The organism is Cohnella rhizoplanae (genome assembly GCF_948329515.1).
GTDB classification, from domain to species: domain Bacteria; phylum Bacillota; class Bacilli; order Paenibacillales; family Paenibacillaceae; genus Cohnella; species Cohnella rhizoplanae.
The window spans coordinates 36,868-51,152 of record NZ_CAOJCN010000019.1; the positions used below are offsets into that span (position 1 = coordinate 36,868).

The window sequence follows — 14,285 nt, forward strand, 5'->3', positions numbered from 1 at the left end:
TGTGCCGAGATCCTAGCGGCTTCAAACGATAAGTCCGGCTGTGCTGATTATAACCGATGTAGAAAAGCAAGGTCAACCGACGTCCGCCCTTGCGGGGCTTGGCCTCCCGGATTTATCAAGGGGCCTTCGGCTCGATGAGGATGGTTCGCTCGCCTGGACGGGTCATCCCCTGCTGCCTGGCGATCTGGCCGATGTACTCGTCGTCGTTCAGTCTGGTGATCTCTTTTTTCAGCGTGTCGTTTTTAGACTGCACCTCGGCCAGCTTGGTCTTGACGTCGTGCAGCTGCGTCGAACGCTCGGTTGTATGCTGCTGCTGAACGATCAAGGTGTAGATCGCCCAGCTCATGAACAGAACGACCATGAGAAGCAAGAGCTTAAGCCGTCTCTTGACGCCGACCGAAGCCGGGGTACTCGCGGTACTGCTGGTTGGCATTCGGTCAGTCCTCCCTGCGCACGCTATAACATAGTGTATAAATTATAGCATAAATTCGAGAAATCAAAATATCCTTCTTGCGGCATGCTTTGTGAACGGATCCTGTCGATTAATCGTCCCGATCGGGGGGATCGGGCTTATCCGGGCGATCGGGAACTTCAGGCCCTCGCAATACGCGCCAAACTTCCTTTACCCGCTCTACTGCCCGCTGAAACATATGCCTTGCCCGTTGGAATTGCCGGCGGACAGGAAGCAGCCTGTCCCACAGCCAACGGCCCGGCGGCCCGAGAGGGCGGAGCAGCAGCTTGATGATCCAGATCAGCACGGCCGCCGTTACGACGAATACCGCATCCAGCAGGCTCGCGAGCATACGAACGATCCACAGTACGGGCACGATGAACAAAGCGCGAACGGTGCGCCAGATCAGCAGCCCCAGCCTGCGCAGCGCCTCGAATATCCACCCCGCTGCTCGCAGAACCTGCGCGCTGAATAAGCCGAAGTACGCCGTCACGCCGATGCCGATACCCAGGAAAACATAAAGGCGCACCTCGCCGTAATTGACGCCAAGCAGGATGCGGAACACGATCAGCGTGGCCGCGATCCAATAGAGCAGGTCGATCAGCGGCAGCAGCCAGCGGCGGAATCGAAGACGAGCGGCGGCGGCCCGATAGATGTCAAAGACGGTGCCCATGCCGAGACCGCACAGGATCATCGCGCCGATCGTCGACCAGTGAACGGCGGCGTTCACCGGAACAGCTTTCCGAGCAGGCCCTTCGACTTGGCGGATGCCTTGCCGTCCAAGAAGACGAACGAGTCGATCGTGCCTTCGATGGTCACGAGGCCGTGCTCCAGACTCAAGTTCTTCATATGCAGATTATGCCCGCGCACCGCGAGCGGGCCGCAGGACGTGTCCAGCAGAAACTCCTCGCTGTCGAAGCTCTCGACCTGGCTCACGCCCGTGATATCCATTAATTTGCGGCTCTGCAGACGGACATCCTGCACCTTGCCGCTCTTCCCCTGGTCCATGGCGCGTCCCTCCTTTTAGATGAGACTAGCATATGGGCCCGGCCGGGGAATTAGAACGGACACGAAGCGTCGCCGGCCGATAACGCCGTTTAAACTTCTGGATAAAAAAAAGATCCTTCATCCCCGGATCGGAGAAAAAGGATCTTAGCTGAACAAATCGTCGCTCTCGCGCTTGCGGACTTCTTCCTTGACGATCGAGTAGAGGCCTTCCGCGTCTTCTTTTTTAGTAGACTCCAGCAGCTTCTCCACGCGTACGGTCAGGATGCGCTGCCCGTACTGGATCTCGAGCTCGTCGCCGATCTTCACGTCGGCGCTCGGCTTGGCTTCGCGCCCATTGAGAAGGACGCGTCCCTGATCGGACACGTCCTTCGCGACGGTGCGCCGCTTGATCAGCCGCGACACCTTCAGGAACTTATCGAGGCGCATATCTTACTTGACTGCGTCCTTCAGCTTGTTGCCGGCTTTGAAGGCAGGAACCTTGGAAGCGGCGATCTCGATCGTCTTGCCCGTTTGCGGGTTGCGGCCTACGCGGCCGGAGCGGCTGCGGGTCTCGAACGTGCCGAAGCCGATCAGTTGTACCTTGTCGCCGGAAGCGAGCGCGTCGGATACTTCGCCCAGGAAGCTGTTCAGTACGTTTTCTACGTCTTTCTTGGTCAGGCCGCTTTTTTCGGAGATGTTGTTGATCAGGTCGGTCTTGTTCATGGTTACTTATTCCTCCCATAATGGAAATGCTTAATTAGGTTGGCGCCGTTCGCCTTATGCATCTGGTTGATCTGCAAAAGCACGAAGAATACTATTCTTCGAAGGGCGATAAAATCCTGCAAAATCCGCAAAAAATAATTCGAAAAAAAGCGAAAAAGCGCGGCGCGGCGAATAAAGCGAGACCTTAGAACTAGTCGGCGGCGTTTTTCGCTTCTTGCCACCAACCTTCCATCTCTAGTAAATCAGTCTCGTCAAACTTGCGGCCGCTTATACGCAGACGCTCTTCGATATAGCGAAAACGCGCCGCGAACTTGCGGTTCGTGCCGGCCAGCGCTTCCTCGGGATCCGCATGGATGAACCGGGAGGCATTGATGACCGCGAACAGCAGATCCCCCAGCTCCTCCCGCTGCCGCTCGGCCGACTCGCCGCTGACCGCCGCCTTGAGCTCGTCCAGCTCTTCGGCGATCTTGTCCCACACGCCATCAAGATCCGGCCAGTCGAAGCCGACGCCGGACGCCTTCTTCTGGATCTTGTGCGCGCGCGGGAGCGCGGGCAGGTCCTTGGGGATGCCGTCCAGCAGCGACGCCCGCTCGGGCCGGCCCTTCAGCCGCTTCTCCTCCGCCTTCATGGCCTCCCAATTGCGCAGCGCCTCCTCGGCGTTGCCCGCGTCCTCCGTGCCGAAAACGTGCGGATGGCGGAAAATGAGCTTGTCGTTCAGCTCGGCGAGCACGTCGAAGACGTCGAACGCGCCCGACTCCTCCTCCATCTGGCTGTGCAGCAGGATCTGGAGCAGCACGTCGCCGAACTCTTCCTTCATGCCGTCCGGATCGTCGAGGTCGAGCGCCTCGATCGCCTCGTACGTCTCCTCGATGAAGTTGCGCCGGATCGACTGGTGCGTCTGCTCGCGGTCCCATGGACAGCCCTCGGGGCTGCGCAGGATGGAGACGATCTCGTGCAGCCGCTCGAACGATCTCCGCTGCAGCCTGGCGTCCTCGCTGGCGGGCACGTAGACCAGCGTCAGGTTGCCGTAGCTCTCCTGGCGGTCCAGATCGTACAGCGGAATGCGCCCGACGCGCTCCTGGCCCGCGATGCCGAGCGCCTGGCCGACCACGATCTCGTGATCGTCGGGATAGACGCTCATCAGCGTCAGCTTGACGTCCGAGGCGGTATAACCGTCGTAGACCTGGCCGATGACGGTGTGCAGAGCCGGACGCAGATGCTCGCGCCTGAGCCCCGCCGCGTCCAGCAGCTGGAAGCCCTCGATCGGATCGAAGCCGAGCCGCACGAACGCCTGATCGAGGAAGCTCTCGCCACCGAGGATGCGAAGCGAGACGCCGCGAGCCTCGGATCGCTCTCGCAGCAGTTGAACCGTGCGCTCCGCGACCATCGGATGGCCCGGCACGGCATACGCGACAGGTTGCTCCGGATGGGCGGCCGCCTCGCGCAGCAGCGTCTCCGCGATGTCCTCGTACACCTGCTCGAAGCTGTCGCTGCGCTCGTACAGCGCATCGAACGGCTGCATCGCGATGCCGCGCCGCGCGAGATCCGCTACGGCCGGATGGTCGGCGGTGCGGCAATATCGGACGCCGGCGGACTCCAGCGACTTCAAGATGCCCAGCGTCAATTGATCCTCTCCGCCGGAGCCTAGCCCGACGACGGTGATGGATGGAAGCATGCGGTACTCATCCTTTCCGGTGCCTGAAGGTCGATAAGCCAGTATAGGTGTAAAATGGGGAAGAAGTCAAAATGCGGTCCGACACGCGGCGAGAGACTGTGCGGCGGGGGCAAGGACCGGATTTATGGGGTGCGAATCTTGGCCTGCGGCTCGGCTTGGGGAGGCGGAGACCAAGGAGAGTCTTTGGCTGCGGTTCGACTTAGGGAGCAGAAAATTCAGGGCGAGTCTTGGGCCTGCGGCTCGGCTTAGAGAGGCGGAAATGCAGGGCGAGTCTGTGGCCTGCGGTTCGGCTAAGGTTGGCGGAAAATGCAGGGTGAGTCTTGGGCTTGCGGGTCGGCTTAGGGAGGAAATGGTATTTTGGGGTTGCTCTTGTTGAGGGTATGATTTTACCGTTTTAACGGTATCCCTTTCGATCAGGAGGATAGGAGTAAAAGGCATGGCGAGTCGGCTGCAGTACGGCGTATAGCCGGGAGTCGCGGGATGATTGCTCGGGTTCGGCGCGACTGTTAATCGAATAAAGAGTCGAGTTGCGATAAAGGGACGAGATGTTGTGGAGCGAGCATGCCTGATCGAAGGGGATATCGTTAAAATGCAGTTGTGGACGGACGAGGAACGCTGATAGGGTGCTGCGGGGCGCGCGGAGATGATGGTTGCCGAGCGCCGAGAGGAGCCAGGGCGCGCGGGGAGTGGACGGTGAACGCGGATAGAATGGCTGCCAAGCGCGCAGAAAAGATGAGGGCCGAGCGCCGAAAGATGGCGGCCGGGCGCGCAGACGATGTGGGGCGCGGCGCCTTGTTAGGGCATGGGCGGCGGGGCGCCCGGCTCACCGGAAGCCTGTTCAGCGCGGCGCGAAGCGGGCTGCAGGCGGAGCAGCCACCGCTCCGCGGGCGAGCCGGCGAGGCCCGGAATCGCGCGCCATTCGCGCGGGCCCAGGGCGCCGACGGCGGCGAGCATAGCGGCGAAGGCGAGCGCGCCCAGCGCGATGCACGGCAGTGCCGTGAGCAGCGCCGCTACGCGCGGGGCTAGCCCGTGCGTGAGCGCGGATAGCGCGAGCGAGCTGCCGCCGGCGGTCGCTGCGAGCGCCGCCAGCGCGAGCGTGGGGCGGGCGGCGTCGCCGAGGCGCGGGGTCGGCAGCGCGCCCAAGCGGCGCAGCGCACGCAGGTTAAGCGCGGCGGCGAGGCCATAGGCGCATGCGGCGGCACAAGCGGCTCCGGCGATGCCAAAGGCAGGCACGAGCGCGGCATTAAGCGCGGCCTTGGCCAGGGCGGCGAGCGCCAGATGGACGGCCGGCGCACGCAGGTCGCCGAGTCCCTGGAGCACGGCGGCGCTTACGGCCTGCAGCGCGGCGCCGAGCGCGGCGGCGCCCAGCACGGCCATCGCTGCGGTACCTCGCGCGTCGGCGAAGAGCGCGACGTTGATCGGCCTCGCGAGAATCGCTAGACCGACGGCGGCAGCGGCGCCGAACCACCAGGCAAGGCGTACCGCGAATGCAGCCTGGGCGCGGCTCTCCGCGTCGACGCCGGGACCGGAACGGGCCATCGTCAAGCTGGGCACGAGGGCGGCGGCAGCGCCGGCGGCGGCCATGGACACTAGCTGCAGCAGGGCAACGCCGCGATTGTACTCGCCAAAGGCCGTCATGGCCGCACCGGCCGTATCGCCTGCGCTCTGCAGGAGACGCGGCAGGGTAAACGCGTCGATCAGCCCGAACAGCGGCGCCACGATTGACCCCGCTGCGATGGGCAGCGCCACGCGTACGATCCGTCGGAGCAGCACGCGGCCAGGCTCATTCGACGGGTCTATCGCTGTGGCGGCTGAGCGCTGTTCGCTGCTATCGTAAGGCTGGCTGCGCCTGCCGGAGATCAGCATCGCGGCCAGGCCGGCCGCAGCGCCGGCAGCCAGGCCTCCGTGCACGGAGGCGGCCGTCGAGGCCGCAGACCAAGCGTGCTGCAGCGCCCAGCCGAGGGCGCAGAGCATGAAGGAGACGCGGGCGCATTGCTCCGCGAGCTGCGACAAGGCCGGGCGGCCCATCTCGAGCCGCCCCTGCGAGTAGCCGCGCAGCGCGGCCGTGAGCGGCGCCACGAGCAGCGCCAGCGAGGAGGCGCGGATCGCGTCCGCCGCCTCGGGCGCGCCCATCCAGGCGGCCAGCGTGTCCGCCGCCGCCCAGAGCACGGCGAACGCGGCGAGGCCGCTCGCCGAGAGTAGGGCGGCGGCATAGCGAAGCAGGCGCCGGGCGCCGCGCTCGTCGCCGGCGGCGATCCGCTCGGCGACGAGCGCGGACACCGCGACGGGGATACCTGCCGCCGCCAGCGTCATCCACATGACAGCCAGCGCATAGACCGCGCTGTATAGGCCAAAGACGCGGTCGCCCGCCAGGTTTTGCAAGGGGATCTTCTGAAGCGTGCCGATGAGTTTGGACAGCAGCGCGGCGCCCCCGAGCAGGGCGGCGCCGCGCATGAGTTGCGATGATTGGCTTTTCAAGACGCTTGGCCGGCCGCGGCATGCCGCGATCGACGCTCCTCCGTTCATGCGATTCAAGTGAGACCATTATAACACACGCTGATGAGGGGTTAGTGTGGCATAGCTGTTCGGATGTTGTTCGCAAAACCGCTTATTTGACGGTCACAAGCTGCCACTTACCACTCATTGCTACACAGACAAGGCCCGAACACGTATCGCCATCTCCCGCTCCCCCTCGCATCCGAGATAATGCCCTAATGCGCTTATCTGCACGCCTCCGCCGCCCCTCACGTCCGAGATAATGCCCTAATGCGCTTATCGCCGCATCTCCGTTAGCCCTCGCCTACGAGATAGTGCCCTAATGCGCTTATCGGCACGCTTCCGCTACCCCTCTCATCCGAGATAATGCCCTAATGCGCTTATCGCCGCATCTCCGCTAGCCCTCGCTTACGAGATAGTGCCCTAATGCGCTTATCAGCACGCCTCCGCTGCCCCTCACGTCTGAGTTAGTGCCCTAATGCGCTTATCGGCACGCCTCCGCCGCCCCTCTCGTCCGAGATAATGCCCTAATGCGCTTATCCCCTCGCGTCGCTCGACTGAGACGACCGCATAGCAAAAAAGGCGCCGCTCCGTCCGCCTCGCGGGCAGCGCGACACCTTATGCCAAGTATCTCCACGCACGCACCGGCGCCGCCGCTCGTATGCGCCCTACGCTCCGCCTTGCATTTTCCGCAAGACGAATAGTCCCGACTGCTCCTCCGCGTAGTCCGCGAACAGCAGGCCCGCGTCCATCAGCTCCGCGCCGGTCGACCGCCGCGCGGGTCCGCCGTCCAAGTCCTCCAGCTCGTACGTCGCGTCCGCGTCCAACGCCCGCAGCACGATGCGCCGCCGCGGCTCGCCGCCGTCCAGCCGGAAAACAAACAGCAGATGCTCTCCGCCGTCCGCCAGCGCGTACTGGAACGCGGCCCAGCGCGAACCTCTCCCCTCGCGAAGCGGCTGCTCAGTCAGCCGGTACAGGTCGCCCTCCCGCACGAAGCGCCGGACGGTCGTCCGGTATAGCTCCGTATGCCGCGCCAGCCGCTCGCTCAATGGCTCGGGCAGGTCGGGCAGCCGCTGAGAGACGCCGAACGCCCCTAGCATGCCGATCCGCGTGTAATAGTCGAACTGCGCGAGCTTCAGCGCGGGACTGCGAGGGTCGAAGCGCTGACGCGGATGCTCGCAGATCCAATCGGAATAGCTCCAGTGCAGCGCCCGGTTGGCAGCGAGGAACGTGGATACGCCCCAGAAGATCTGCAAGCTGTGCTCGGGCCAGTCGGGATCGCTGAGAAAGGAAGCGTGCGTATGGCGCGCCATGCCCAGATCGAGCCGAAGGCCGCCGGAGGAGCAATTCTCGAGCAGCACGTCGGGGTGGGCCTGCCGCAGCCGCTCCAACACGTCGTATAGTCCGCGTATATGCTCGTAAAGTCCGTCCCCCGCGCCGTGTCCGTGATCGCAGCGGTCGCAGCCGGCCTTGGGGTCCACGTTGAAGTCAAGCTTGATCCAATCGCAGCGATAGTCCCGAATGAGCCGATCCAGCTCTGCGTACGCCCATTCCCGCGCCTCCGGATTGCCCAGGCACACGTAGCCGAGCGGCTCGCCATCGCGGACCGCTGGGAACGACGGACGGCTCTTGGCCAGCGACGCATGCGGACCCAGTCCTTCGATCTCGCACCATAGGCCGAAGCGCATGCCGAGCCCCCGCACGTACGCCGATATCTCCCCGATTCCGTCCGGGAAGCGATCGGCGTTCACTCGGTCCCAGTCGCCGCGGATGTCGTGCCAATTCAGGCTTCCCTCGGCGTCGCCGAACCAGCCCGCGTCCAGCGTGCAAGCCTCGAAGCCGAGCTTAGCCGCCGCGGCCGCGTTGGCCTTGAACGTAGCCGCGTCGATCCGCTGGTCCTCGTAGCTGAACCAGTGGTTCCACTCGGCCGGCAGTCGGTCGGATACCGCGCTGCCCGGGTACCAATGCCGCCTGCCGACGCGCGCGAGCGGGACCGACACGGTGTGCAGATCTCCGCCGCTGCCCAAGGTTACCGCGACGCGCGGACTCTCCATCGACTCGCCAGGCGCCAGCTCCTTGGCGAACGCCCAGTCGTTGAGCCCGGCCGTGACCGCGACGCCGCCGTCCTCGCGGCGCTCGCAGTGCACCTTCCAGTTGCCGGACCACATCGGGCTGATATGGAGCAGCGCGCCGTCGTCCCGCGCGAGCGCGACCCAGGGATGCATGCCCTTGGACGAACGGCCCCACCGCGTCTCGGCCACGAAGGACTCGCCGAGCGGCGCCTCCTCGGGCTCGAACTCGGCGCCCCAGTCGCTGCGGTAGGACAGCACCCGCCACTCGCCCTCGGACAGCTCGAGCTGCAGCGGATCGATCCGCTCGACGAGGAGCGAGCCCTCGCCCGCGTTGCGAACCGTTACCCAGCGCTCGAAGACGGGCTCGTCCTCGTAGATCGTGGTGTGACTTTCGACCTCGAAGCGGAGTTTGTCGCAGCGCAGCCTGACTATATAATGCCGAACCCCGGGCATCGGCGAAGATACGCCGGCTTCGAAGCGCTTAAGGCTAGCGGAACGGCCTCCGAACCGCACGCCTCCGCACTGCAGCGTAAAGTCGCTGCCGGATCGGCTGCCATGGCTGACCACACGCCGGCCGGAGAGACCGAGGCGACATAGACCCGCGCCCGCGCCGCTCGCCTGCATATACTGCAGGGTGCCCGCGGACCAGTCCATACCGCAAGCGGCCAAGATGTCCCTGCTTGGATTCGTCCCTCCCGGTCCTTCCCGCTCTTCCCGCTCTCCCGCCACGCCAGACGCTCCAGACGATCGCTGCGTTTCCCATCCTTCGTCCCGTCGCTCGCCCGTCATTCCCGCCCCTCCTGCCTGTAACCAGCCTGCTTGCATGTCGATGACGCCTGACTCTCGTCGAGTCTGAGGAAACGATCGATTCGAAAAAAACCGCGGAAGCCTTGCGGCTTCACGCGTGCTTCTAAACGTGCCGCGCTTGCAGCCCTACCGCTCCACGCGCACCTCGAATGCGCCGCCCTCCGCGACGACGATGCGCGCCTCGCCGTCCGGTCCGTCTTCCCGGTCCGCCGCCGGGAGCCCGTTCACGAGAATGCGCGCGCCGGCGGCCCGCGGCAGATCCATGCGCACGGTCCATCCCGCTCCGGCCAGCTTTACTTTATATACATCCGCGGCTTCGCCGAGCGCGATCTCCAGATCGACGGCCGCGGCGCAGGCGTCGTGACCGATCGCGACCCGGCGGACCGCCGCCTGGCGCCATGCCGTCGGCAGCCGCGGCCGCAGCGTCAGCTCCTTGCGATGGGTCTTCGGCGCGATGCCGAACATGAACCGCACGATCGGCCAGTGAATGCCATAATTCGTCCAGGCCTGGACGAAGCAGCCGTAATCCGGCGACATCTCGCTGATCGAACCCGGCAGCCTGCGACCGAAGGTGGAGGCGATCAGCTTCACCAGGCGCAGCGCCTCGTCCATCCGGTCGTAGCGCGCTTCTGCCACCGCCTGCACGCCGGTCGAGATCGTCATCATCTGCGTCCGATACATGCCGGACAGATACGTGCCCGCGGGACCCGTGAATTCCTCCGTACCCATGCGCTCAAGCGCCCGGAGCGCCTGATCGCGCGGGGCGAGACCCGTTTCCATCGGCGTGTTGATGACCCAGTTCTTGAACAGCCACGGGCGCTCCAGATCCGGGGGCAGGTCCGCGATCTCCGCCTGCATCGCCCGCATCTCCTCCACCGCGCGATCCGCGCCCATGCCCGCCGCGCGCTCGATATACACCGGCATCCGCTCGCGCACGGCCTCGACGCGCGCCATGGCGTCCGCGTACAAGCCCTCTTTATCCAGCCAGAGATCCGTGTTGATCTTGTCCGCCAGCCGACCCGCCGTCTCGCGCCAGCCTGCGGCGGCTTCCGCGTCGCCGAGCAGCTCCGCCATATCCGCGCCCGCGAGCAGCGCCGTCCACGTATAGACCGCCGTGTCGATCAGCTCGACGTTCAGCCCCTCGATCTCCGTGATGCCGTAGCCCTCGGGCAGCAGATCCCCGTCGGGATCCATCTCGCCGAGCAGCCACGCGAGCCCCCGGCGCACGGTCGGATAAGCCCGCTTCAGGTAATCCCAATCGCCCGTCCAGTCGAAGATCTCCCGCACGCTCTGAATATAGTGCGGCGTCTCCTGCGTGTTGCCGGGATTGGCGACAAGGCCCCAGGTCGTCAGCTCGTGAATGATGCGGCCGTTGCCGTTGGTCCGCTCCGACGTCTCCCGGATGAGGTCGGACGTCTCCATCGCCAGTCCTTGCCTGCCGACCGCGAGCAGCGCGGGCAGCGCGTAGCTGTTGTCGCAGCCGAACCACCACGGATACTCGGGAATGCCCGCCGTCAAGCCTCTGCCGACGCCCGGCACGTCCAGGACAAGCCACTCATTGTGGATCTTCACCCAGTCGAACACCCGGGCGAGCTCTTCGTCCGGAATGTCGAGCTCGGTGCGGGACAGCAGCGATTCATAGCGGAGGCGCTTAGCCCTTCGCATATCCGCGTGACCGTCGCGGATGCGGGCGTACGATTCCGCCGCCTCGGCTTCGGACAGCACCGAGCCGGCGATGTAGAATCTTAGCTCGGCTGTGCCATTGGCCGGCAGCGCGATCCGCATGCGCAGGCTGCCGTCGGCGCCGTTGCCCGCCGTAGGCGCGCGCGAAGGCGCAGACTGCCCGCCATCCACGTGCGGCTCGCAGCCCTCCGCGTCGCTGCCGAAGACGACGAACCAAGGATGCTCCCGGTCCCTCGCGACGACCGCGCCGAGCGCGGCGTCCGCGCGGGCTTCGTCCGGCGCGTCCTCCATGCCGGCCTGCTCCGAGAACCATACCGGTCGCAGCTCCGTCCGGCCCAGGAAGACCGCCGTCAGCTCGCGGTCGCGGCCGCTCGTGTCCCGCAGACGGTACTCGACGACGAAGCCGGGATGCTCGTCCGGGCAGAACTGGCTGCGGACCGCCTCCAGCCCGAGCTGGGGCAGCGCGTAATCATGCTCGTTGAAGTACGCGAAGTTGCGGAACGCGTCAGCCTTCTCCAGCCAAGCGCCGTCCGAAGAATCCGACGTCTCGGCCAGGTGCAGCCAGAAGCCGTCCATGAGCTTGATCGGGTGGGCCCACAGCCCGCCCATCTCGTCCGGAATGTGGTGGCCGAAGTCCGGAAATCCGCCGTCCTGGCCCCCGATCATCGAGCTGCGGCGTCCCGCGCAGACGAACAGATCCATGTCGTCCGTAACCTTCGTGTCCCGACCCGCCGTCAAGCCGGCTAGGCGGAGCGCGGCTTCCACCTGCGGTTGGTTTTCTTCCAAAATATGCTCCATGAGCGATTCGCTCCTTCCGAGTTGTGCTTGTGCGTTGGGTGAAAAAGAAGCGTACGAAGGCGTCGTCGGCCCTCTGATGCGGCGATCGGGGTCATCCGAGCAAGGCCGGCAGGTTGGCGGAGGGCGATCGTCCGAATCTCGCGATGCCGCCTGCGCGCCCTACGCGCGGCCGGCGTCCTGCGCCCGCTCTGCGCCGCGGCCTCCCGGCCGAAGCGCAGACAGCAGCAGCACCAGCGCGTAGCAGACGCATGCCGCCGCGAGCGCCCAGCGGAGCCCGGCCGCGAGCGACAGCGCCGCGCCGAGCCAGGAGCCCCATACGCCCGCGATGCCGTTCACCGCGAACAGCAAGGGCGAGCTGCCCCGCTGCCCGCGCTCGGCGGCCTCCATGCGGAGCGGCAGCGGGACGCCCATGAGCAGCCCCAGCGCGGCGGCGCATACCCCCAGCACGGCCAGCCTCGCGCCAAGCGCCAGCTCGAGCAGGCCGCCGCCCCACAGCGCTTCGGCCGCGGCCAGCAGCGCGATCAGCGCCGCGGCGCCGCCTGCGCCGACCGCCTCGGACAGCCTGCGCCGCCCGGCGAGCCGGCTGCCGAGACTGCCGCCGGCGAGCATGGCCAGCAGCACGACGGCGGTCGCGGCGGCGGGACTGCCGGCGTACTTCATCGCCTTCTGGATGAAGGCCGCCTGCAGGCACATATAGCCCACGCCTACGAGCACGCTGACGAGCAAGGGCTTGCCGCCAAGGCCGGCCCGGACACGCTGCGGCGCAGACGCGGACTTCGGCGGCGCGACCTCGCGCCACCATACCCACGCCGCGAACAGCGCCGTCAGTCCCGCGATGACGCCCAGCCAGGTCTTGAGCGAGCCCGGCATGCCGGGCGTCAGCTTGTAGAAAAACGGCCGGTCGTCGGTCGTCGGGTACACGCTGAATTCGCTGTCGCGCACGAACGTGTCGAAGGATTGTTTGCCCTCGATCAGCGGTTGCAGGAACTGCTCGTTGGTATCGGGCAAGAACAGCGTCTGCAGACTGAGCGCCTGCGCCCCCGCACGCAGCGTGTCGAGCTGGGACGAGGCGAGCGGAGCGCGCTGGATGACGGTCAGCGTCAGACCCGGCCCGGCCGATTCGTCCGATGCCATGAGCAGGGCGGCGTGCTTGACCGCCGTGGCCGGCGTCGCGCCGGTCGCGTCCATCAAGGCCCCGAGCCCGGTGTAGAAGGCGCGGACGCCCTCGATGCCCTGGTGCGAGATGACGATGAGACGCCCGCCGCCGTTGAGGCGGTCCAGATACGCGCGGAACGCCTCCCGGGTGAACGCGTAGTTCTCCGTCAGCGCATGACCGCCCACGCCGCCGACCTGCGAATACACGAGGTCGAGCGCGATCAGGTCGTATCGCTCGTCGCTGCGCTCCAGCACGGTGCGGCCGTCGCCGACGACCGCCGTCACGCCGGGACGGTCGAGCAGCCCGCCGTTGTAGGCGGCGTCCTCGCGCATGGCGCGCACGATCCCGTCGCTGAGCTCGACGGCGGTCACCTGCTTCGCGCCGGCGAGCAGCGCGTACAGGATGTCCCTGCCGCCGCCCGCGCCGACGATGGCGGTGTTGTCCGCCGGTCCCGCCGCGAACGGCAGAAACTCGATATCCTTGGCGAGGCCCGCAACCGAAGGCAGATTGCCGTCGAACTTGTACATGTAGCTCCCCGCGCCGCCGTCGATGAACACGGTCTTGCGCGCGGGATCGCTCCCCGAGACGACGTCGGCCCGCGCGAACGCGTCCCAAGCCGTCCGCTCCAACGTCGCGCCGGGCTGGCGCAGCGCGTTCACGATCGTCTTGTCCGGCGCGGCGCCGCGCATGCCGGCGTAGTCGATCTGCCACCAGCCGGCGCCGGTAGCCAGACCGGCGACGACGGCTGCCACGGCGGCAAGCGACAGCAGCGGCGCGAACCGCATCCATCCGTCGCGTCTCTCCGTGCCGGCCCGGGACGGCGCAGGCACGAGCAGCAGCGCGGCCGCCGCGAACGCGGGGATCGACAGCGCGAACATCGCCTGCAGCCCGCCCCAGCGCTGAATCAGCCCGTAGGCGGCCGCCACGCCAACCCCTGCGCCGAGCAGGTCGGCGGCATAGAGCGAGCGCGTGCGGACGCCGCTCGCCAGCGCGCGGCCCATGCACCAGCCGAACAGGACGAACGGCATGGCGCCGAGCAGCGCGTACAGCGCCAGCTGGTCGACATAGGGGAACCGCGCGAGGAACAGGCTAAGCAAGGCGACGAACAGGCCGAGGCCGAGCGCGGCAAGGCCGGCGGACAGGCTGGAGGTCGCATCCCGGCTGCCCGGATCGGCAGAGGCGCCGGCCGAGCCGGACGTGCCGTCGGACGGCGCATCAGCCCCCCTGCCGGACGTGCCTGCCTGCCTGCGCGCCGCGTAACTGCCGGCCCCGATGCCGAAGACGGCCAGCGAGACGACGAGCGACACGTAGTGATACTGCAAGAGCACGCCGAATACGTTGGTCAGCGCCATCTCGAGTCCCAGCGCGGACGCCGACAGGCAGCCCAAGCCCAGCATCCAGCGGAGCGCGCCGCTTTTTCCACCCGCTACAGCCATC

At 66.3% G+C, this 14,285-nt stretch carries 10 protein-coding genes; all 10 read right to left on the reverse strand.

Annotation, left to right across the window (positions count from 1 at the left end; translation table 11 throughout):
* Nucleotides 1-115 precede the first annotated feature (115 nt).
* Nucleotides 116-433: an FtsB family cell division protein gene (locus tag PQG80_RS22130; protein WP_271753815.1), complete on the reverse strand. Its 318-nt coding sequence runs from the start codon at nt 431-433 to the stop codon at nt 116-118.
* A 109-nt stretch (nt 434-542) separates the two neighbouring features.
* Complete coding sequence (gene yabQ, locus PQG80_RS22135; RefSeq protein ID WP_271753816.1) at nt 543-1,181, reverse strand: spore cortex biosynthesis protein YabQ; 639 nt, start codon at nt 1,179-1,181, stop codon at nt 543-545.
* Complete coding sequence (gene yabP / locus PQG80_RS22140; protein ID WP_271753817.1) at nt 1,178-1,459, reverse strand: sporulation protein YabP; 282 nt, start codon at nt 1,457-1,459, stop codon at nt 1,178-1,180. The genes yabQ and yabP overlap by 4 nt, the downstream gene beginning before the upstream one ends.
* A 144-nt stretch (nt 1,460-1,603) precedes the next feature.
* Entirely contained in the window at nt 1,604-1,885 is a 282-nt protein-coding gene (locus PQG80_RS22145; protein WP_271753818.1) for an RNA-binding S4 domain-containing protein, read from the reverse strand.
* A gap of 3 nt (nt 1,886-1,888) precedes the next feature.
* Entirely contained in the window at nt 1,889-2,161 is a 273-nt protein-coding gene (locus PQG80_RS22150; RefSeq protein WP_090117831.1) for an HU family DNA-binding protein, read from the reverse strand.
* A 190-nt stretch (nt 2,162-2,351) separates the two neighbouring features.
* Nucleotides 2,352-3,836: a bifunctional methyltransferase/pyrophosphohydrolase YabN gene (gene yabN, locus PQG80_RS22155; protein ID WP_271753820.1), complete on the reverse strand. Its 1,485-nt coding sequence runs from the start codon at nt 3,834-3,836 to the stop codon at nt 2,352-2,354.
* Between the two features lie 795 nt (nt 3,837-4,631).
* Nucleotides 4,632-6,314, reverse strand: coding sequence for an oligosaccharide flippase family protein (locus PQG80_RS22160; protein ID WP_271753822.1), 1,683 nt, complete (start codon nt 6,312-6,314; stop codon nt 4,632-4,634).
* A gap of 686 nt (nt 6,315-7,000) precedes the next feature.
* The gene (locus PQG80_RS22165) at nt 7,001-9,193 is read right to left on the reverse strand and encodes an alpha-galactosidase (protein WP_271753824.1); all 2,193 of its coding nucleotides are present in this window, start codon (nt 9,191-9,193) and stop codon (nt 7,001-7,003) included.
* Nucleotides 9,194-9,337: 144 nt separating this feature from the next.
* Nucleotides 9,338-11,692 (reverse strand): glucosidase family protein, encoded by a 2,355-nt coding sequence (locus PQG80_RS22170; protein ID WP_271753825.1) that lies wholly within the window; start codon nt 11,690-11,692, stop codon nt 9,338-9,340.
* 159 nt (nt 11,693-11,851) lie between these two features.
* Entirely contained in the window at nt 11,852-14,284 is a 2,433-nt protein-coding gene (locus PQG80_RS22175; protein ID WP_271753826.1) for a class I SAM-dependent methyltransferase, read from the reverse strand.
* Nucleotide 14,285 lies beyond the last annotated feature (1 nt).